Source organism: Streptomyces sp. NPDC079141 (assembly GCF_040686775.1).
GTDB lineage: Bacteria > Actinomycetota > Actinomycetes > Streptomycetales > Streptomycetaceae > Streptomyces.
In genome coordinates this window covers 53,004-72,878 of record NZ_JBFBLP010000004.1, presented here as the reverse complement: position 1 = coordinate 72,878, position 19,875 = coordinate 53,004, and the positions used below count along the sequence as shown (strand labels likewise).

Sequence of the window (19,875 nt, the reverse complement as noted above, 5' to 3'; positions counted from 1 at the left end):
GCAGTTCAAGCTTGGCGTGCCCGGGGGAGTGGTCCGGCACGTTCCGGCGAAGATCCGTACACCTAAACGCCGGGCCCCGGATACCTAGGTACTCACCGCGGGGATCTCCGTGCGCGAGGTGATGCCGAGCTTGGCGAGGATGTGCTCGACGTGCGCGTCCACCGTGCGCTTGGAGATGACCAGGCGCTCGGCGATCTCCCGGTTGGACAGCCCCCGCGCCACCAGCGCCGCGACCTCGCGCTCGCGCCGGGTCAGGACATCGGCGAGCGGCCGCCCCGGGACGGCCGGCCGGACCTGTGGCTCCCCGGTCTCCCCCGACCCCGGCGGTTCGTCCGCGTCGGCGCGTACGGCGTCCAGGACCTGCCGCCCCGACATCCGGGCGCCCGTCTCCCGCCACCGCTCGAACTCCTCGGCGCCCAGCGTCGCCCGCACCTCCTTGCGCACCGTCTCCTGCTCCTCCAGCAGCCGCGGCAGCAGGGTCACCGGGTCGCCGCTCAGCCGCCGCGCGTGCTCGGCGTACCCCAGCAGCCAGCAGGCCCGCACCGGCCGGTCCTGCCGTGCCGCGTGCCAGGCCAGGCCCAGACAGGCGAGGGCGGCCACCAGTACTTCGCCGATCTCGCTCGCGGCCTCAAGGCCGCGGCGCAGCAGCCCCGCTGACTCCTCGTAGTGCCCCGTGAGCGCCAGCACCACGCCCTGCGCGGCGAGCGTGGAGCCGTACAGCTGGCGGTCGCCGGTGCCCTCCAGGTGTTCCAGTCCGGTACGGCACAGTTCGATCGCGCCGTCGGTGTCGCCGAGCACGGCCCGCAGCAGGGCGCCCTCGTAGTGCACGACGCCGATGCCCAGCACATCGCCCGTGGCGAGGATCCTCGCGCGGCACTCCTCGAACGCGGCCAGCCCCGCCTCCACGTCCCCGCCGAGCGCCGACAGCGCGCCGATGTAGGCCTCGGCGAACAGCTCCACCCGGACCTCACCGGCCCGCCGGGCCACCTCCAGCGCCTGCGGGAAGCGCTCCAGCGCGATCTCCAGGTCGCCCGTCCACACCCCGCTCTCGCCGGTCATGAACAGCCCCCAGGCCCGCTCGGGGCAGTCCTGCGGAGTGCGGTCGAGGCCCTTGTCGATCCAGTACCGGCCCTCGGACAGGGTGCCCGCCGCCCGCCAGTACGGCATGAGCCGCGAGGCCAGCCACAGGGCGTCCGCCACCAGGTCCTCGGTGGCCAGACCGTACTCCAGGGCGGCCCGGACGTCGGCGACGTTGTCGCGGAACGCGCGGAACAGCCGGACCTGGGCAGGACTGACGAACTCGTCCCAGAAGCGTCCGGCCAGCTCCTCGTAGTAGGCGAAGTGGCGCCGGCGTACGGCGTCGGCGCCGCCGGTGTGCGTGAGCATGTCGGCGCCGTACTCGCGGATGGTGTCCAGCAGCCGGTAGCGGCCGCCGTCCTCGCCGATGCGCTGCACGACGGACTTGTCGACGAGCCCGATCAGCGCCTCGACGACCTGCTCGGGGGGCAACTCGGCGTCCGAGCAGACCCGTTCGGCGGTGGACAGCTCGAAGGAACCGGCGAACACCGACAGCCGCGCCCACAGCAACCGCTCCTGGGGCGTGCACAGTTCGTGCGACCAGCCGATCGCCGTGCGCAGGGTCTGGTGGCGGCTGAGGGCGGTGCGGCGGCCGCCGGTGAGCACCTCGAAGCGGCGGTCGAGCCTGGCGACCAGCTCCGCGAGCGGCACGGCACGCAGCCGTACGGCGGCCAGTTCCAGGGCGAGCGGGATGCCGTCGAGCCGGTCGGCCAGGGCCAGCGTGCGCTCGCGGTCGGCCGGGGTGAGGGGGCCGCCGCCGGTCACCGCGGCGGCCCGCTGCACGAACAGGTCGACGGCGTCCTCGGCGGGCAGCGGGGGGATGGGCACGCAGTGCTCGCCGGGCACGTCCAGCGGCTGCCGGCTGGTGGCGAGGACGCTCAGCCCGGCCGCCTCGCGCAGCAGGATGTCGCAGAGCATGGCGCACGCGTCGACGAGATGCTCGCAGGTGTCGAGGACGACCAGCAGCCGGCGCCGGCGCAGATGTTCCACGACCGCGTCCAGCGTGCTCATCCCGGACTGCTCGGGCAGCTCCAGCACCCCGGCCAGCGTCGCCGGGATCAACTCCGGGTCGTGCAGGGCGGACAGCTCCACGAGCCGTACCCCGTCGGCGAACCGCTCGGCGGCAAGACCGGCGGCCCGCAGCGCCGTACGGCTCTTGCCGACGCCGCCCGGGCCGACCAGGGTGACCAGCCTCGACCGTCCCAAGGACCCCTGGATCAGGTCGAGTTCGTCGGCCCGGCCGACGAAACTGGTGAGCTCCACGGGGAGTTGCCCGCCGCGCCGCTGCCCGAAGCCGAATCCCATGCCGCCCCCGTCGCCGTCCCGTGGACGTCCGCCACCCGACAAAGGGTAGTCATCCGACTGCCCTGCGTGAACGGCAAGCGGAAATCCGGGCGACGTACGCCGGGCCCCGCTCCGCTACTCAGAACGGCGGCCGGGCCCCGGAGCGGATCACTTCGCCGGTGAAGCGGTACCGCGCGATGAGGCGTCAGGGCGTTCGGGAGCCGTGGCCAGGGCCCAGATCACGAAGAAGTCGATCGCGACCATGAGGACCGACCAGACGGGCTGGTAGGGCAGGAAGAGGAAGTGGAACACCATGCTCAGAGAGGCCAGGAAGATACCGGTCATCCTCGCCCACCAGGCGCCCTGGAGGATGCCCCAGCCGACCACCGCGGCCACGGCGCCCAGGCAGAGCAGGATGACGCCCCAGCCGGTGAGGCTGATCTTGTAGACGTAGTCCCCGATGCGGTCGTAGACGTCGTCCTCGGCGATCGCGGAGATCCCCTGGAGGATCGCCAGGCAGCCGTTGACGAGCATCAGAACGCCGGCGAAGACCATGCCGCCGGTCCGCCAGCCGGAGCCGGCCCCGGGAGGTCCGCCGTAGCCGCCGGTGTCGGGTGCGGGTCCGGCCGCGCGGTGGGACTCCCCCCACACCTGGGAGGACTGCTCTCCGCCGGTCGGCGGCTGTGTCGCGTGCGGCTGCTGGGTCATGGGCGTACCCCGCTTCCTGTTGTCCGTCGTTGCGACCACCATCCGCGCGGACGGGTGCCCTCACCACGGGGGTGGGCCGATCGGGTGACGGGCCGGCATGCGGGCCGACGTGTGCGGATCTTCAATGGAGGAACCCGTGCCGTACGCACACCCCTGGAGGCGCCATGCCCGGCTGTCGGATCCGCTGTCTGGCCGTGGCGGCCGCCGCCGTACTGGCCGGATCGGCCCTGCTGACCGGCTGTTCCGAGGACGACACCCCGTCGAGCGTCGTCAGCAAGGCCGCGTCGGCGGCGGAGTCCCTCGCGTCCGAGGCCGGCGACGAGCTCGACGACATCAAGAACGGCGTCGACGCCAAGGACGCCGTGTCGCTGGGCACTCCGGCCGCCTCCGACGGCCGCACCACCGTCGAGGTCACCGCCGAGAACACCGCCGACTCGGCCAAGTCCTTCGCCGTACGGGTCGACTTCACCGACGAGGACGGCAACCTCCTCGACGCGGTCGTCGTCACCGTCTCCGACGTCCCGGCGGGGGAGTCGAAGAAGGGCACGGCCCGCAGCCACCGCGAGCTGAGCGGCGAGGTGAAGGCGGAGGTGGAGCGGGCGGTGCGGTACTGAGGCGGGCGTCAGGAAGCCTCGCCCGCCCGCACGAACCTCAGCGCTGTCCCAGATCCAGCAGCCCGGTCAGCCCCGCGGCGGCGAACGCCTCCACCAGTACGTCCTGGCCCTCGGTGAAGTGGGCCCAGCTGTCGTAGTGCACGGGCACCACGCGGCGGGCGTCGAGTATCCGGGCGGCCTCGGCGGCCTGGGCGCTGTCGAGGACGAGGGGGGCGCCGTCGAAGACGACGGGGAAGCGGGGGGCGCCCGCGAAGAGGATCGCGGTGTCGACCGGGCCGAAGCGGTTCGCGATCTCCTTGACGGCGTCCAGGGAGGCGTTGTCGCCGCTGACGTAGACCGTGGGCAGGCCCTCGCCGGTCAGGACGAAGCCGACGACCTGGCCGGTGACCGGCTCGACCTGCTCGCGCGGGCCGGGGCCGTGGATCGCCGGTACGGCCGTCACGGTCACGGTGCCGCCGCCGGGGCGGTCCAGCTCCACCGTCTCCCAGTCCGCCAGTCCCCTGGCGGTGCCGCCGAGCCGGGTCCCGCCGCCGGGGGTGGTGAGGGTGAGCGGAACGTCGGCGAGCAGGGTGCGGCCGGAGTGGTCGAGGTTGTCGGCGTGCTCGTCGTGGGAGAGCAGTACGACGTCGATCCGGCCGAGCTCGGCGGGGGCGACCGGGGTGGCGGCCGTCTTGGTCAGGGTCGGGCGGCCGGGGCGGCCGTACTCGCCGCCGGCGTCGTCGAAGGTCGGGTCGGTCAGGAAGTGCAGGCCGCCGTACTCGAAGAAGGCGGTGGGGCCGCCGAGAACGTGGACGGGGAAGGGAGTGGTGGACATGGGCCTGCTCCTCACGGATGAAGTTTGTCTATCCGTGAGAGACCGTAGCCCTTTCTCACGGATGGGCGCAAGGCGTACCATGAGATTCATGAGGGAGACCGCCGACACGGGTGCGCTGCCGCCCGCCCCGGGCGCGGAGCAGTACCCGGCCCTGGACTTCGCCAACAGCGCCGTCGCGCTGCCGGGCGGGCAGTTCATCGACCTCCTGGGCACGCCCGCGACCGCCAACCTGTGGCTGCGGGAACACGGTCTGGGTCCGGCCGAGTCCGGCATCCAGGAGATGTGCGCGGCCCGCCTGCGATCACTGCGCGAGCAGATCCGGGCGCTGCTCGCCTCCCGGCTGGCCGGGGTCCCCGCGCCCGCGGACGCGCTGGCCGCGGTCAACGAAGCGCTCACCCGGGCGCCGGCCGCCTCCCTGCTGCACTGGGACATCACCCGCGGCCTGTACCGGTCCGCCGCGCACCCGGTCGACCAGATCCTCGAACACGCCCTGGCCGTCCTCGCGGCCGACGCCGCCGACCTCCTCACCGGCCCCGACGCCGAGCGCCTCACGGCCTGCGGGTCCCCGCCCTGCAACCGCTACCTGCTCCGCCACGGCCGCCGCCACTGGTGCTCCACACGCTGCGGGGACCGGGCGCGGGCGGCCCGCGCCTATGCGCGGCGGACGCAGCCCCAGGAAGACTGACCGAGCCGGCTCCTCCCTCGGTGCGGGCGCCCTCCTCCGCGGGGCGGAGAGGGTCGGCCGCAGGGGAGGAAGCGCGGCCGCCGCGGCCCTGGCCAGGATGGGGGCCATGACGACAGCGACCGCTCCGCTCGACGCGACGGCACCCGTGTGGGCGCGCCGCGCCGCCCACGCGATCCCTCTGTGCGCACTCCCCTCCGGCCTGTGGCGCATCGCCATGGCCTCGGGTGTCTACGTGGGATACAGCGACCGGGTGCTGCGCGACGTCTTCGACATCCCGGGCTGGGGCATCGCCTACGTCGTCGGCCTCTCCGTTCTCGCCGAACTGGCCGCCCTGTTCCCGCTGCTGCTCGTCAGCGACCGGTGGCGGCCGCTGCGCCCACGGGCCCTCGCCGCACTGGCCTGGACCGTCTCGGGTGTCCTCGTCCTGGTGGCGCTGTGGCAACTCGTGGTCGCCTTCACCGTCGAGAGCCAGACGTACATGACGAGCGGGACGGCCCAGACCGTCTGGGCCGTCACCTTCGCCCCGCTGTTCGCCATCCCGGGCCTGATGGCGGCGGTGACCTGGTCGTACGCCAAGCGGCACCGGGCCCGGGGACGCAGTACGTCAGGGCTGTAGCGGCATGCTCCAGCAGTTGGAGCGGGCCTGCTTGCCCTTCAGGCGGTCCGTCAGCCAGGAGACGGCCGCGCCCTGGTCGGTCAGGAGCGGGGCCGCGTGGTTGAGCAGGGCGCTGCCCACGGGCGGCAGGAGTACGGCCTCGTAGCTGACGTTCGCACCCTTGTCGCACCAGTCGGTGGCGAGGCGGCGGGCCTGGGCGTGCGGGACGAGGTTGTCGCTGATGCCGGTCGCCACCCGGACCGGACCGGCCGGCTTCAGCCTGCCGATGCGCTGGGTGTCCAGGAAGTCCCGGAGCTCGGGTGTGGCGGCGATGATCTCGCTGACGGTCCGTCCGTCGGTGGTCCACTTGGTGCTCTTGGCGTATCCGTAGCGGAAGATCGCGTCGCCGATGCACATGGTCGACAGGTCGGTGAGCGCGGCCTGGCCGGTGGAGTTGAGGTGGGCGTCGGCGATGGGCCGCAGGGACGGGTCGGACTGGAGGAAGCCGTTGAGCGACCAGCCCAGGGCGCCGGCCAGTTCGCTGCCGTCGATCGCCCGGGTGACCTCGGTCAGGTCGGCGGGCGGTGCTCCGGCGTAGGTTCCGGCGAGGTTGACGTCGGGGGCGTAGGAGGGCTGGAGTTCGGCGGCTGCGGCGCTGGCTCCGCCGCCCTGGCTGTAGCCGAACAGGCCGACGCGGGAGGCGGCGGTGACGGAGGCTCCGTCGACCGAGCGGGCGGCGCGGGCGGCGTCGAGCAGGGCGTGTGCCTCGTCGACGCGGTTGACGTAGGTGTGCAGCCGGTCGGTCGTGCCGAGGCCGGCGTAGTCGGTGACGACGACCGCGGCGCCTTTGGCGAGGAGCCGGTAGACGGCGAGGTCCTCGTAACCGACGGACACCGTCTCGCCGTTGAGCTGCAACGGGTGCTCCAGGCCCATGGACGCGGAGCACTGGTCGCCCTGCCCCATGGTGCCGGGCGCGAGGGCGACCAGGGGCCGCGGTCCCTCGCCGTCCCAGTCGGCGGTCGGCTCGATGTACGCGCCGGTGACGGCGACGGGCTGCCCGTTGGAATCGGTGGACTTGTACATCAGCCGCGTCGCCCTGCCCGGGAGCGGCCCGTCGAGGCTGGGCAGGTGCAGGGCGAGCGGGAGCGGTTCGGTGCGGACGAGTGTGCCGTCGGCGGCGGGCAGGGTGGCCGGCGGGTTGTAGAAGGCCGGGATGGTGACGCCCCGGGACACGACCTCGTCGGCCGCCGTGGCGGTGCCGGACAGGGCCTGGGTGCCGAGGCAGGCGGCAGCGGCGACCGCTGCTGCCACGAACCGTCTGCGTGCGGGCATGGCGAACCTCCTGTGGAGCGGCGGGCAGGAAGGTGCTGAGGTACGGCGGCACAGCACGCCCGGTCGTCCCGAGAGGGCGCCCGTGCCCCAAGTTGGCTCGCGAGGACCGTACCTACTGGGGAGTTACCTCGGGTACTGGCTGGTAGGTTACGGTTCGGTAATTTGACTCAGTGTCTAATGACAGCGCTCCGCGCGGTCACGCACCGCGCATGCGGAAGCTCTGATCAGTACGCCGACCAGCTCCGCGAGATCGGCGGCGCCCAGCGGGTCGTCCGCGTACCGCGTCGTCTGGAGCGGGCCCACTTCACCGAGCACCACACCCTCCCGGGCCAGCACGAAGGTGAGCGCGAGCAGCGCGGAACGGGCGTTGCCGTCGGCGAAGGGGTGGAAGAAGGCCACGTCCAGATAGGTCCGCGCGGCCCGCGCCGCGAGCGGTGTGCCGGGCTCGGCACTGCCCTCCAGACAGCGGCCGAAGTCCGAGGCCGTGTGCGGCGTCAGCCCGTACCGCTCCCGCCCGCCCTTCGCGTACGCGTCACCCGTCCGGAACGGCACCACTCCCGTCCCGAGGACCATGCCCTGCCAGCGGGCCAGCATGGTGAACGTGAGCGGCCTGCGCGCGGCGGCATCGGCGCGTACGAGGGCGTACGCGTCCCGCAGCCGCCCGGCCCGCGCGGGATCCCGCCGCCGCACCGGCCCTTCGCACCAGGCGACGAACCCGTCAACGGCCGGGACGACCGCCCCCGTCTCCCCGCCGCCGATGCCCGCCCACCCGACCTGTTCCCTGACCTCGCGCCAGACGGCCAGCGAATCGCCGGTCTCAACCACGGTCATGCAACTCCTCCAGGTCGCTGTGCTCCCGGTGGTCGCGGTACGGCAGCTCCCCGGTCAGCCCGACGGCCAGCCGCTCACCGACGGAGTCGACGAGCGTGTTCGCGGGCGTGGTCCAGCTCGCGAACCTCCCGCCGACGGCCTCCTCGACCGCCGCCCAGGCCGCGACGGTGCTCATGCCGGTCGACATGAGAAACCAGGCCAACGTCACCCGGCAGATCCCGTACCACCCGCACTGCGCGCCCGTACGGTCCACCACCCGCGTCACCAGCCGCACCGCGGCCCGCTCGATATGCCAACTGCGCGCCTCGGCATCCGCCCCCGGCGGCGGCGCCAACTCCTCGAACCTCCCGGCGAGTTCCTCCACCCACTCCCGCCACTCCACCAGCGCGGCCACGGCCCGCCGGGCGGTCTCCTCCGGCGTGGTCACGGAATGCGGCGGACAGCACCAACTCCCGACCACCCCACCGCCGCCACCCTCACCCACACCCCAGCTCCAGTGCCGCGCCCACAGCCCGTACCGCCCGACGAAGAGGGCGTTCAGCACATCCGCACTGCGGTACTGCACCTCACGCGGCTCCTGGCCCGGGTACTGAACCGGCAGAACTTCCCCGGCCAGCAGGAGGACTTGCCGTTCCTCGTCCGCGTCCCAGGGGAACGGATGCCGGGCCGGGTCGACCTGGTCCCAGGTCAGTGTGTGTTCGAGCCAGTTCTGCACTGGATCATTCTTCCGTCCGGACCGCTGTCTCCACCCCCTATTTTTGCGGTGAATCGATACGTCCAACTGCCTTGCGACCGAGCCGTGTTCAGGCCCGGGGGCGAAGCGCTACCTTCGTGGCACGGAACCTTCGCGCGAAGGGGGGGGACGGGGGATGCTCGACCAGGTCTTGATGCAACTTGCCGCGGCGGGCGGGGCGGCGGTGGTCGGGGCAGCGGCCACGGACGGATGGACTGCCGTACGGGAACGGGTGGCGGGCTGGTTCGGGCGCGGGGGTGATCAGCTTACGGAGCTCGTGCAGCTGGACCAGGCCAGAAGCGCGCTGAGGTTCGGCGACTTCGCGGAGGCCGAGCGGATCCGGGCCGCTCAGACGCAGGCCCTGACAACTCTCTTCGTGCGCTGGCTGGAGTCGCTCGGCGTCGAGGAGCGCCGCGCGGCGGTGGACAGGTTGCGCCGGCTCGACGCCGAGTGGGGCCGGGGCAGGGCCGGATGGTCGGCCGCCTGGAGTTCGGGGCCCCAGAGTTCGCCCATGGGGACGGTCAACGGGCCCGTGACCATCCACAACCACCCGGTCCCTCGGCCGCCGGACCAGAACCAGGGCTGACTGGTCCGGCGCATCTGAGCCCGCTCGGGTGGTCGAGTCCGGTCGGCACGCTGCCACCGGTGTCCCATACGTTCATGGAGCGCGAGGAGAGCCGACGGCTGGCGGTGGCCATGGCTCAAGGCGGTACGGCCGTACTCACGCAGGTCGTGACGGGCATGGGTGGCGTCGGGAAGACCCAGATCGCCACGCACTACGCCACCGCGCTGTGGAACAGCGGCGAACTCGATCTCCTGGTGTGGATCACCGCAACCAGCCGCCCCGCGATCGTCGCGCTCTACGCCCAGGCCGCGGCCACCATCTACGGAACCGTGACCGGGGACGCCGAATCGGCCGCGGCCGACTTCCTTTCCTGGCTGCGTTCGTCGCCGCAGCGGCCGTCACCGGCGGGCGAAGGGGACGTACCCACAAGGTGGTTGATCGTGCTGGACGACCTGAACGAGCTGGACGACCAGGGGAGGCCCGTCGACATGGACGGCCTGTGGCCTCCGGCCAGCCCCGTCGGCCGGACTCTGGTGACGACGCGTAGCCGCAACCCCGTCCTGACCAGCCCGGTTTTCGGGCGCCACAGTATCGAGGTCGGGACGTTCACCGAGGAAGAGTCCGTCGCCTACTTGAAGAAGATCCTGGCCGGGCGCGGCGACACCGACGACGAGATCGCCGGTGTCGCCCGGGACCTCGGGTACCTGCCGCTGGCCCTGTCCCAGGCGGGCGCCTACATGCTGGGCGGCGGTGGAGTCAGCTGCGTGGGGTACCGGCGGCAGCTGGCCGACCATGTGGCGGGCGAGTTCGCGGCGCTGTTCGGCCGGCACGGCTGGCTGCCCGACCATCAGCGCGCCACCGTGGCAACAGCCTGGTCGCTGTCGTTCGACTGTGCCGACAACACCCCTCCGACCGGTCTCGCACGCACCATGTTCGAGATCATCTCGGTGCTGGATCCGGGCGGCATACCGCAGTCCGTATTGACCGGCGGGCCCGCCCTCGCTCACCTCGGCCGGAACCGCTCGCCCGTGTCCGAGACACAGGCGATCGCCGTCCTGCGCACCCTGCACGACCTGAGTCTGATCAACTACTCACCCACTACCGCACATCGAGCCGTCCGGGCGCATCAGCTCGTCCAGCGGGCTGTCCACGAGTCCAAGCCGGAGGACGAACGGCGTCGCACCGTCCGGACGGCGGCGGACGCGCTGGCGGCGGCGTGGCCCGAGGCCGAACGGGACGTCGACCTCGGGCAGTCCCTGCGTTCCAACACCGCGACGCTGCGCTCGGTTTCGGGCGACGCACTCTGGGCGTCCGGCGTCCATCCGGTGCTGTTCCGCGCGGGCGACAGCCTGGAGAACTGGGGCCAACTCTCGGCCGGCACCGACTACTTTGCGGAACTGCGGGACCTGGCCCACTTCCGGCTCGGACGCTGCCACCCCGACACGCTCATCGCCCGCAGGCGGTGGGCAGATCTGCGCGCACAGTCCGGCGATCCGGCCGAGGTGATCACCGGCCTCGAAGACCTGCTGGCGGAGTCGGAACGCGTGCTCGGGCCGGAGCACACCGACACCCTGGCCGTCAGGGAGGAACTCGCCTATGTACGGGCTCTGGCGGGTGACCTGCTCGGGGCGCTCACGGGGTTCGAGCAGCTGCTGGTCGTGAACGAACGAGTACTGGGACCGGAGCACCGCAAGACCCTGGACGCCCGCGGGGGCCTCGCCGTGTGGTGGGCCGCCGCAGGCGATCCGCAAGGTGCCGTGCTGGCCCTGGAACAGCTGCTCCCGGACCGCATCCGGGTTCTGGGCCAGGAGCATCCCGATGTGTTCACCACGCGGCGCAATCTCGCTCGGTACCGGGGAGAGACCGGGGACCTGTCCGGTGCGGTAGCGGAGTTCGAGCGGATGCTCCCGGAGGCGGAGCGGGTGCTCGGGGCCGACAGCATCGACATGCTCTTCATCAGGGAGTCGCTCGTGGATGCCCGGGCGGCCTCGCAGGACGTGCGGGGTGTCCTCACCGACCTCGAACAGATGCTGGTGATCCGGGAGCGCGTACTGGGCCTCGACCATCACGACACGTTGAGGACCCGGCACCGCCTGGCGTACTGGTGGTCGGAGGCCGGGGACAAGGCACGTGCCATCGAGGCGTACCGCCAACTGCTGTCGGACTTCGAGCGAGTGCTCGGCCCCGACCACAGCGACACCCTGGTGACCCGCGACAACCTCGCCTACGAGTTGCAGGACCGCGCCCGAAAGCTCATCAAGGGGGTTTCCGCCATGCCGGACGACAACAGCACCAGCCCACACCGATGGTTCGCAGAGGCCATCGACCTCTTCAAGGAGGCGCGGGACCTCACGGATCCCGAGAAGTCGCCGAAGTCGTACAGCTTCATTCTGTACGACCTCGCCGAAACGTACCGGGCCGCGAACGACCCGGTGAAGGCGATCGACTACTACCAGCAGGTGATCCCGTACGAGAGGAACGAGAACAACCCCGTCAACCTGGTCATCACCATGGTCGACCTCGCGCACTGCTTCCTCGATTGCGGCCGGGCGCCCGAGGCACGCGCCCAACTGGAGGAGAGCATGCAGGTACTCGCCGGGGCGGCGGCGGGCGAGCAGGCCGCCACGCAGTTCCACAACGTGGGCCTGGCCTACGAGAGGCTCGGCAAGGCCGGCGACCAAAGCGCCTACGACGCGGCGATGGAAGCCTTCAACGCCTCGCTGTCCCGACTCGACGCCAAGGCCGACGCCGGCGCGTACGCCACCGTGCTGTCCAAGATCGGCGACATGCACAAGGCCCGGGAGAATCTGTACGACGCGCACACCGCCTACCAGCAGGCGGTCGAGTACATGCGGCTGGTGCCCGAGGCCAGGTCGAGCCTCACGTCCATGCTGATCGACCTGGCACGAACAAGCCGCCGACTCGGCCGACTTGAGAGCACGGAGCCTCCCGGCCCGCCGGACAAGTGAGGAGGGGTCAGGGCTGCCCGTCGGCGAAGAGGTCTTCGGCCTGTGCCACGGTGATCGACCGGTCCAGCCAGGTGCCGAGGAGGTCGAGGTCGGTGCAGGTGGTGACGCGGTCGCGGGTGTCGTCGGGGACGGGGATGCCGCGTGCGGTGAGAACCCGCAGGATGGACTTCGCCATACCCCTCGCCTTGCCTTCGGCCTTGCCTTCGAGGTACGCCGTTTCGCGTAGGGTCCCCCGCCCGGGGAAGTAGCTGACGAAACCCATGGTTTGCCTCCGTGCTTTTGCCTGAACCGACCTCTCCGCCTCTGATTTATGCGGTGCCGTCGCTCTCCGAGTCGTCGGCGAAGAGCTCTTCCGCCCGTGTCACCGTGACCGACCGGTCCAGCCAGGTGTCCAGGAGGTCGAGGTCGGTGCAGGAGGAGATGCGTGCGCGGACGTCTTCGGAGACAGGGATGCCGCGGTTGGTGAGATTCCGCAGGACGGACTTTGCCTCGCCCCTCGCCTCGCCCCTCGCCTCTCCCTTCGCCTCTCCCTTCGCCTCGCCCTCGGTCTTGCCTTCGAGGTACGCCGTCTCGCGCACAGTGCCCCGCCCGGGGAAGTAGCTGACGAAGCTCATGATTTCCCTCCACTTGGCCCCGGCGCGGGTTTTCCCCAGGCCTTGGTCCAGGATGTCGTAGAAGTAGTTGGCGGCCTTCTTGTTGTCCATCCCCGCCAGCACGCGGGCCAACGGCTCCAGTATGGCCAGCCCTTGAGGGCTTCTGCTATGTGCCATGGCGGAGAAGGCGGCCATGGCGACGTTCTCCTCGACCGTCCTTTCGTCGGTGACGACCGGCAGGTTGTCCGGTCCGACGACGAGGGGGTACGTCCGCTGGGCGACCCAGCCGCGGGCTCCCAGTGCGTGCGGCCCGCTTGCCCACTTCGCCGTGGCACGGTCGTGGCACACGACGAGCAGCAGCACCGGCAGCTTGTATCTCGCGCGCAGATACGCCACGTAGTACGGCCAGCTCGACTCCTTCCCCGACTCTCGTCGTAACTGCGTCTCGACGGCGACCAGGAACGGCTCCCCGTCGGACGGGCCCACCCGCAGCACGCTGTCCACATGGCGTACGAGCGGCCGGTGTTCCGTCGCGTCGGCGGGGAACGTGATGACGTCCAAGGTGCCCTTCTCGGGAAGCGGGATGTCCAGCACCTTGAAGACGGGGGTGAGGAGCTCGGGCCGGTCCTGGAAGATCCGGTGCGAGGCCTCATGTGGTGATGTGACCATGCGGGGAACGTAGAGCCACCACGAGCCAGGTCTCCGGCCTATGGGATGGGATCACTCTTTCGGGGAGCGAAGAAACGTTCTCCTCGGGGAGGGTGACGGGAGTGCCCGTTCCGTAGTACCGGAGGGGGACTCGTCGGACGCGTCGTACTGCGTTCTCAGTACCGGAGAGTGTCGGCAGCCGGACGACGACAGGGCAGGGGGGTCCCGGACAGCCTGGAGGGGACGTTCGGCATCCGGCCGACCCACACGTGGAGACCTCCTGCCGTGGCTACTTTCCTTTACCGACTGGGCCGTCTGGCCTTCCGGCGACGCTGGTACGTCGCCCTGGTCTGGGCGGCCGTCCTGGCCGCCGTGGGACTGGGGGCCGCCAAGGCGCCGGGCGCCGCCGACGAGGAGTTCTCGATGCCGGGCATCGAGTCGCAGAAGGCGTTCGACCTGCTGGAGGAGCGGTTCCCCGGGACCACCGCCGACGGTGCCACCGCCCGCGTCGTGTTCGTCGCTCCCGGCGGTGAGAAGGTCACCGCCACCGAGAACAAGGAGGCCATCGAGGCGGCGGTGGCCGAGCTCGGCGACGGGTCGCAGGTCGCGAGCGCCGCCGATCCCTTCAAGACGGGTGCCGTCAGCGAGGACGGCTCCACGGCGTACGCGACCGTCACCTACAAGGTCGTCCCGGCCGACCTCACCGACGCGAGCAGGACGCACCTGGAGGACGCCCTCCACGGGGCCGAGGACTCGGGGCTGACCGTCGAGGCCGGCGGGGACGCCGTGAGCGAGGAGGGCGGGCCGGGCGGCGCCGCCGAAATCATCGGTGTCGCCATAGCCGCCGTCGTGCTGCTGGTGACCTTCGGCTCGCTGGCCGCCGCCGGGCTGCCGCTGCTGACCGCGATCATCGGCGTGGCCGTGAGCATGGCCACGATCACGGCACTGGCCAGCGCCCTCGGACTGTCCACGACCACCGGCACGCTGGCCATGATGCTGGGCCTGGCGGTCGGCATCGACTACGCCCTGTTCGTCGTCTCGCGGTACCGGGAGGAGCGGGCCAAGGGGGTGGCACCGCAGGAGGCCGCCTCGCTCGCCGCCGGTACGGCCGGGTCCGCGGTCGTCTTCGCCGGACTCACCGTCGTCATCGCGCTCGCCGGTCTTTCGGTGGTCGGCATCCCGATGCTCACCAAGATGGGGCTCGCCGCCGCGGGCGCGGTCGTCGTCGCCGTACTGATCGCGCTGACGCTCGTCCCGGCCCTCCTCGGCTTCTGGCCGAACGCCGTGCTCTCGCGCAAGTCCCGCCGCCGCGGCCGTATCGAGGAGACCGGCAAGGACAACGGCGGCACCCGCTGGGCCCGGTTCGTGCTGCGCCGTCCCGTCCCCGTGCTGCTGCTCGGCGTGGTCGGGCTCGGGGCGCTCGCCGTGCCGATGACGGACCTCCAGCTGGGCATGCCCGGCGACGAGGCCAAGGCCACGTCCACGACCGAGCGGCGGGCCTACGACGCGCTCGCCGAGGGCTTCGGACCCGGGTTCAACGGGCCGCTGACCGTCGTCGTCGACGCGAAGGGGGCCGAGGACCCGGAGGCCGCCGCGGCCACCATCTCCAAGGAGATCGGCGCCACGGACGGGGTCGTCTCCGTCTCGCCCGCCCGTTTCAACGAGGCCGGTGACACCGCCGTCTTCTCCGTCGTACCGACCACCGCGCCGACCGACGAGCAGACCAAGGACCTGGTGTCGACGATCCGCGGCGAGCGGCCCGGCGTCGAGGCCGAGACCGGGGCGTCCTTCGAGGTCACCGGCACCACCGCGCTGAACATCGACATCTCCGAGAAGGTGCAGTCCGCGCTCGTGCCGTATCTGGTCGTCGTGGTCGGCCTCGCCGTCATCCTGCTGCTGGTGGTCTTCCGGTCCGTCCTCGTCCCGCTGAAGGCGGCCCTCGGCTTCCTGCTCTCCGTCCTGGCGGCCCTCGGCGCGGTCGTCGTGGTCTTCCAGCAGGGCCACGGCGCGGAGCTCTTCGGCGTCGAGCAGACCGGCCCGATCATGAGCCTGATGCCGATCTTCCTGGTGGGCATCGTCTTCGGCCTCGCCATGGACTACGAGGTCTTCCTCGTCTCCCGGATGCGGGAGGCGTACGTCCACGGCGAGAGCCCCGCCCAGGCGGTGACGTCCGGCTTCCGGCACAGCGCCCGGGTCGTGGTCGCCGCGGCGCTGATCATGATCGCGGTGTTCGCCGGATTCATCGGCGAGAGCGACTCCATGATCAAGATGATCGGGTTCGGGCTGGCCACCGCGGTGCTCTTCGACGCCTTCGTCGTACGGATGGCGATCGTGCCCGCCGTACTCGCCCTGCTCGGCGACAAGGCCTGGTGGCTGCCGAAGTGGCTGGACCGGATCCTGCCGCGGGTGGACGTGGAGGGCGAGGGGCTCAGCCGCCCGGCGCCGGTGCAGGAGGCGCAGGCCGAGAAGGAAGTCGCCCGCGCCTGACCGGGCCGACGGGCCGCCCATGCCGGGCGGCCCGTCCGTCGTCCACCATGGACATCAGCACCTGACCTGAGAGAGCACCATGAGCAGAAGCCTGGAGCGATACACCGATCGCTTCGAGGAGTACGCGGAGCGCTACCCGCGTGCCATCGATGTCGTGATGGTGCTGTCCCTGATCGGCTGCGCGGTCCTCGGTACGCAGCTGAGCATGCCCGGGGCCGAGCCGCCGGACCCGGGGAAGTTCGCCGAGGTCATGCTGGGGCTGACCTGCCTGGTGCTGCTCAAGTACCGCACCTGGCCGCGCACCGTCGTCGTGGTCACCGCGCTGGTCGCGGTGACCGCCGTCGCGCGCGGGCACCTGCTCACCCCGCTGCTGCTGGCCCCGCTGCTCGCGGCGATGTACTGGATGGCCGTCTACTGCGACCGCAAGACCACCCGGATCTACGGCGTCACCATCATCGTGGTGATGCTGACCGCGAACGTGGTCGTCGACTCCATGGACAGCCTCTCCCTGGTGCTCCGGTTGATCGGCCCCGTCTTCTGGCTGGCCCTGCCGCTCGCCGCCGGAAGCATGGCCCGGTTCCGGCGCGCCTACCTGGAGGCAGTCCAGGCCCGCGCCGAGCACGCCGAGCGCACCCGCGAGGAGGAGGCCCGGCTGCGCGTCACCGAGGAGCGCATGCGGATCGCCCGCGAACTGCATGACGTCGTCGCCCACCACCTGGCCCTCGCCAACGCCCAGGCCGGTACGGCCGCCCACCTCGCGCGCAGCAACCCCGAGCAGACCCAGAAGATCCTCGACGATCTCACCGGCACCACGTCCTCCGCGCTGCGCGAGCTGAAGGCGACCCTGGGGCTGCTGCGGCAGGACGACGTCCCGGACAGCGAGCGGCTGGAGCCCGCCCCCGGCCTCGCCCGCCTCCCCGAACTGATCTCGGTGTGCGCGTCGGCGGGCCTCGACGTCGCCGTCACCACCCAGGGCGTGCCCCGCCCGCTGTCGCCGGGCGTGGACCTGACCGCGTTCCGGATCGTGCAGGAGGCGCTCACCAACGTCTCCAAGCACGCCACCGCCCGCACCGCCCACGTCCGGTTCACCTACGCCGACTCCCGGCTGGAGATCACGGTCAGCAACGAGGGCCCGGTCGCCGCCCCCGAAAGCGCCCAGACCGGCGGCTTCGGGCTGATGGGCATGCGTGAACGCGCCCACTCCGTCGGCGGCGAGCTGTGCGCGGGACCCCGCCCCGAGGGCGGCTTCGAGGTCACCACCGCGCTGCCGCTCCAGCCGGCCGCCGCAGCCGCAGCCGCAGAAAGAGAGACGTCGTGACCGTACGGGTGCTGCTCGCCGACGACCAGGCCCTGCTGAGGGCCACGTTCCGGATCCTGATCGACTCCTGCGAGGACATGGAGGTCGTCGCCGAGGCCTCCGACGGGCGGGAGGCGCTGGAACTGTCCCGCGCCCACCACCCGGACGTCGTCCTCATGGACATCCGCATGCCGGGCACGGACGGCCTGGCCGGCACCTCCGCGATCTGCGCCGACCCGGAGCTGGCCGCGACCCGGGTGCTGATCCTCACCACCTTCGAGACCGAGGACTACGTCGCCCAGGCACTGCGGGCCGGCGCCAGCGGCTTCCTCGGCAAGGACGTCACCGCCGACACCCTGCTCGCCGGCATCCGCACGGTGGCCTCCGGCGACGCCCTCCTCTCCCCCAACGCGACCCGCTCCCTCATCACCCGCTTCCTCACCGCCCCCGCCCCCGGCACCCACCTCGCACCCCCGGACGCCCTCGCCGAACTCACCGTCCGCGAACGCGAGGTGATGGCCCTGGCCGCCGAGGGCAACTCCAACACCGAGATCGCCGACATCCTCACCCTCAGCCCACTGACCGTACGCACCCACATCCACCGCGCCATGACCAAGCTGCACGCCCGAGACCGGGCCCAACTGGTCGTGATCGCCTATCAGACGGGACTGGTGCAGGCGGGGCCTACCGGGGTGTGAGCCGGTCACCCACATGAGCGATCGGCAACCGGCCAATGCTCAGGGGCAGGGTGTCGGGGCGGCAGGCGCATGGGTACGTTGACCGTTGGTTCCGTCAATCTGCCTGAAAACAGGGGGAGTTGAGATGGTCTCGGAGTTCCTGGACCGTAAGCTCGCGCGGCGCTTCGCGACGTATGACACCGACCGTGACGGGTTTGTCGAGCGGGCCGACTTCGATCTGGCGGTGGGGCGGCTGGGGGAGGCGTTCTCGTTGGCGGCGGGGGAGCCGCGGCTGGAGCGGCTGCGGGAGCTGACGCTCGGGCTGTGGGAGCACCTGGCGCAGGTCGCCGATGCCGACAAGGACGGCAGGATCAGCGAGGAGGAGTACAAGGCGGCCTTCAACGCGGGGCTGCTGGAGACGCCCGAGTCGTTCGACGCCGGGTATGTGCCCTTCCTGCGGGCGCTGATGGACATCGCCGACGCCGACGGGGACGGCCGTCTCACCCGGGACGAGCAGGTGCGCTGGTCGGGGGCGTTGATGAACCTGCCGGAGGCGGACGCACGTGAGGTGTTCGGGCGGCTGGACAAGGACGCGGACGGGCTGATCGGGCGGGACGATCTGCTGGAGGCGATCCGCGAGTTCTACTTCAGTGAGGACCCGCGTTCGTCGGGGAGCTGGATGCTCGGGCCCCTGTGAACGGTCAGGACTGAGGGGGGTTCGTGTCCCGCAGGGTGAACGCCGCCTCCGTCGTCCGGCACAGCGCGTGCACCGCGTGGCGCAGGGAGCGCCAGGAGGCGAGGCCCAGCAGGAGGCCGGCGAGGGCCGCGGGCCACCACCATGCGCCGAGGACGGTGAACGCCGCGCTCCAGACGAGGGACTCGCAGGCCGCGTCGTAGGCGTCGCGGGCCTCGGCCAGGGCGGCCCGGGGCGGGTCCTCGGCGCCGAGCAGGAGGGCGGTCCAGCCGGTCACGACGTCGCTGCCGGTCTGCCGTGCGACGTTCGCCTCGGTGAGCCGGAACCGGTCGCCGGACCAGGTCGGCGAGTCGGGCCGGCCGGAAGCCCGGGCGCGGGCCGCCCGTGCGTCGAGCCGGTCGGCGCGCAGGGCGTGGCCGTCGGCGCGGGCCCGTACGGACTGCCGGGCCAGCATGTCCGGCGGTACCCAGCGCCGTACCCGCCACGCGGTCACCCGGCGGCCCACCGGCATCAGCCACCACGGCCAGGCCCCGGACGCCAGCGCCCCGGCCGCGGCCGCCGCGTAGGGCACCGCGAACGCGGCCGCCACGACGGGCACCCCGATCAGTACGAGCGAGGCGACGGCGTCGGCGGACAGGCCGCCGCCCATCCGCAGCGCGTCGGCGATCCGCTCGCGGGCGAGGGCGACGTCGTTCCAGTGGGCGTGGCCCAGCTCCCCGCCGCCGACGACGGCGACCACGACGAACAGCGCGGCGGGCAGCAGCCGCCGCAGGAACCAGCCGTCGGGTATGCGCTTCTGGAGCTCGATGAGCAGCCCCACCGCCGTCAGCCGTCCACCAGGCGCATCGGCCCGCCGCCGAGGGCGCAGTCCGGGGTCGCGGCCGAGGCTCCGGCGCGCAGTTCGACCCGGGCGCAGCGGTTGGTGGGGCAGACCCAGCCGACCGACCGCGGGGTGGGAGCGCCGGGCCAGTCGCCCACGCCCATGGTGGCGGGCAGCCCGAGCCCGTTCGGGACCCCGGCCGCCTCGACCGCGTCGTGCAGCGCGCGTACGGCGTCCCGCCACTCGGCGGCGGCCGGATCCGCGTCCCGTACGACCGGGAAGGACGCCTCCCAGACGGCGGCGGCGATCAGCGGGCGCAGCTCCTCGACGTTGCGGCACAGGTATTCCACCGCGTCCTCGTACACCCTGCGCGCCTTTGCCCCGTCCCCCACGGCGGCCTCCCTGAAAGTCCCGAGAACCACTGCCCCCTGACAGATGGTCAGACTAATGTA

At 71.8% G+C, this 19,875-nt stretch carries 19 protein-coding genes; 9 read left to right on the top strand and 10 right to left on the bottom strand.

Features of this window, described 5'->3' with window-relative positions; genetic code table 11:
- Positions 1 to 84: 84 nt before the first annotated feature.
- Together AB0Q90_RS14440 and AB0Q90_RS14435 are read right to left on the bottom strand one after the other, a co-directional pair.
- Positions 85 to 2,382, bottom strand: coding sequence for a LuxR C-terminal-related transcriptional regulator (locus AB0Q90_RS14440; protein ID WP_363165141.1), 2,298 nt, complete (start codon positions 2,380 to 2,382; stop codon positions 85 to 87).
- Between the two features lie 147 nt (positions 2,383 to 2,529).
- Positions 2,530 to 3,069 carry a hypothetical protein gene (locus AB0Q90_RS14435; protein ID WP_363165142.1) on the bottom strand — a complete coding sequence of 180 codons (540 nt, stop codon included), beginning with the start codon at positions 3,067 to 3,069 and terminating at the stop codon, positions 2,530 to 2,532.
- A gap of 164 nt (positions 3,070 to 3,233) precedes the next feature.
- On the opposite strand from AB0Q90_RS14435, the gene AB0Q90_RS14430 reads away from it, so the two are divergent.
- Positions 3,234 to 3,683 carry an FxLYD domain-containing protein gene (locus AB0Q90_RS14430; protein ID WP_363165143.1) on the top strand — a complete coding sequence of 150 codons (450 nt, stop codon included), beginning with the start codon at positions 3,234 to 3,236 and terminating at the stop codon, positions 3,681 to 3,683.
- 37 nt (positions 3,684 to 3,720) lie between these two features.
- Here AB0Q90_RS14430 and AB0Q90_RS14425 read toward each other — a convergent pair whose 3' ends face one another.
- Positions 3,721 to 4,497 carry an MBL fold metallo-hydrolase gene (locus AB0Q90_RS14425; RefSeq protein ID WP_363165144.1) on the bottom strand — a complete coding sequence of 259 codons (777 nt, stop codon included), beginning with the start codon at positions 4,495 to 4,497 and terminating at the stop codon, positions 3,721 to 3,723.
- A gap of 88 nt (positions 4,498 to 4,585) precedes the next feature.
- Here AB0Q90_RS14425 and AB0Q90_RS14420 point away from each other — a divergent pair, with 88 nt between their 5' ends.
- Together AB0Q90_RS14420 and AB0Q90_RS14415 are read left to right on the top strand one after the other, a co-directional pair.
- Entirely contained in the window at positions 4,586 to 5,182 is a 597-nt protein-coding gene (locus tag AB0Q90_RS14420) for a CGNR zinc finger domain-containing protein (protein WP_363165145.1), read from the top strand.
- Between the two features lie 97 nt (positions 5,183 to 5,279).
- A complete protein-coding gene (locus AB0Q90_RS14415) occupies positions 5,280 to 5,798 on the top strand; it encodes a hypothetical protein (RefSeq protein WP_363165146.1) in 519 nt (172 codons plus the stop codon).
- Here the strand turns inward: AB0Q90_RS14415 and AB0Q90_RS14410 are convergent.
- The 3 genes from AB0Q90_RS14410 to AB0Q90_RS14400 form a co-directional block, all read right to left on the bottom strand.
- A complete protein-coding gene (locus AB0Q90_RS14410) occupies positions 5,787 to 7,109 on the bottom strand; it encodes a lipase family protein (protein WP_363165147.1) in 1,323 nt (440 codons plus the stop codon). The genes AB0Q90_RS14415 and AB0Q90_RS14410 overlap by 12 nt on opposite strands.
- A gap of 174 nt (positions 7,110 to 7,283) precedes the next feature.
- Positions 7,284 to 7,940, bottom strand: coding sequence for a Fic family protein (locus tag AB0Q90_RS14405; RefSeq protein ID WP_363165148.1), 657 nt, complete (start codon positions 7,938 to 7,940; stop codon positions 7,284 to 7,286).
- Positions 7,927 to 8,655 (bottom strand): hypothetical protein, encoded by a 729-nt coding sequence (locus AB0Q90_RS14400; protein ID WP_363165149.1) that lies wholly within the window; start codon positions 8,653 to 8,655, stop codon positions 7,927 to 7,929. The genes AB0Q90_RS14405 and AB0Q90_RS14400 overlap by 14 nt, the downstream gene beginning before the upstream one ends.
- Positions 8,656 to 8,809: 154 nt before the next feature.
- On the opposite strand from AB0Q90_RS14400, the gene AB0Q90_RS14395 reads away from it, so the two are divergent.
- Together AB0Q90_RS14395 and AB0Q90_RS14390 are read left to right on the top strand one after the other, a co-directional pair.
- Entirely contained in the window at positions 8,810 to 9,259 is a 450-nt protein-coding gene (locus AB0Q90_RS14395) for a hypothetical protein (protein ID WP_363165150.1), read from the top strand.
- A 59-nt stretch (positions 9,260 to 9,318) separates the two neighbouring features.
- Positions 9,319 to 12,207 carry a tetratricopeptide repeat protein gene (locus AB0Q90_RS14390; protein WP_363165151.1) on the top strand — a complete coding sequence of 963 codons (2,889 nt, stop codon included), beginning with the start codon at positions 9,319 to 9,321 and terminating at the stop codon, positions 12,205 to 12,207.
- 7 nt (positions 12,208 to 12,214) lie between these two features.
- Here AB0Q90_RS14390 and AB0Q90_RS14385 read toward each other — a convergent pair whose 3' ends face one another.
- Both AB0Q90_RS14385 and AB0Q90_RS14380 read right to left on the bottom strand, forming a co-directional pair.
- Positions 12,215 to 12,382, bottom strand: coding sequence for a hypothetical protein (locus AB0Q90_RS14385; protein ID WP_363165152.1), 168 nt, complete (start codon positions 12,380 to 12,382; stop codon positions 12,215 to 12,217).
- Between the two features lie 133 nt (positions 12,383 to 12,515).
- Complete coding sequence (locus AB0Q90_RS14380) at positions 12,516 to 13,469, bottom strand: hypothetical protein (protein ID WP_363165153.1); 954 nt, start codon at positions 13,467 to 13,469, stop codon at positions 12,516 to 12,518.
- 264 nt (positions 13,470 to 13,733) lie between these two features.
- Here AB0Q90_RS14380 and AB0Q90_RS14375 point away from each other — a divergent pair, with 264 nt between their 5' ends.
- The 4 genes from AB0Q90_RS14375 to AB0Q90_RS14360 all read left to right on the top strand — a co-directional run bounded on the left by AB0Q90_RS14375 (position 13,734) and on the right by AB0Q90_RS14360 (position 18,606).
- A complete protein-coding gene (locus tag AB0Q90_RS14375) occupies positions 13,734 to 15,935 on the top strand; it encodes an MMPL family transporter (RefSeq protein ID WP_363165154.1) in 2,202 nt (733 codons plus the stop codon).
- 79 nt (positions 15,936 to 16,014) lie between these two features.
- Positions 16,015 to 17,253, top strand: a complete 1,239-nt coding sequence (locus tag AB0Q90_RS14370) for a sensor histidine kinase (protein WP_363165155.1) — start codon at positions 16,015 to 16,017, stop codon at positions 17,251 to 17,253.
- Positions 17,250 to 17,930: a response regulator transcription factor gene (locus AB0Q90_RS14365; protein ID WP_363165156.1), complete on the top strand. Its 681-nt coding sequence runs from the start codon at positions 17,250 to 17,252 to the stop codon at positions 17,928 to 17,930. The genes AB0Q90_RS14370 and AB0Q90_RS14365 overlap by 4 nt, the downstream gene beginning before the upstream one ends.
- A 124-nt stretch (positions 17,931 to 18,054) precedes the next feature.
- Complete coding sequence (locus AB0Q90_RS14360; RefSeq protein ID WP_363165157.1) at positions 18,055 to 18,606, top strand: EF-hand domain-containing protein; 552 nt, start codon at positions 18,055 to 18,057, stop codon at positions 18,604 to 18,606.
- Positions 18,607 to 18,610: 4 nt separating this feature from the next.
- Here the strand turns inward: AB0Q90_RS14360 and AB0Q90_RS14355 are convergent, their stop codons facing one another.
- Positions 18,611 to 19,423, bottom strand: a complete 813-nt coding sequence (locus tag AB0Q90_RS14355) for a hypothetical protein (RefSeq protein ID WP_363165158.1) — start codon at positions 19,421 to 19,423, stop codon at positions 18,611 to 18,613.
- Positions 19,424 to 19,428: 5 nt separating this feature from the next.
- A complete protein-coding gene (locus tag AB0Q90_RS14350; RefSeq protein WP_363165159.1) occupies positions 19,429 to 19,815 on the bottom strand; it encodes a hypothetical protein in 387 nt (128 codons plus the stop codon).
- Positions 19,816 to 19,875 lie beyond the last annotated feature (60 nt).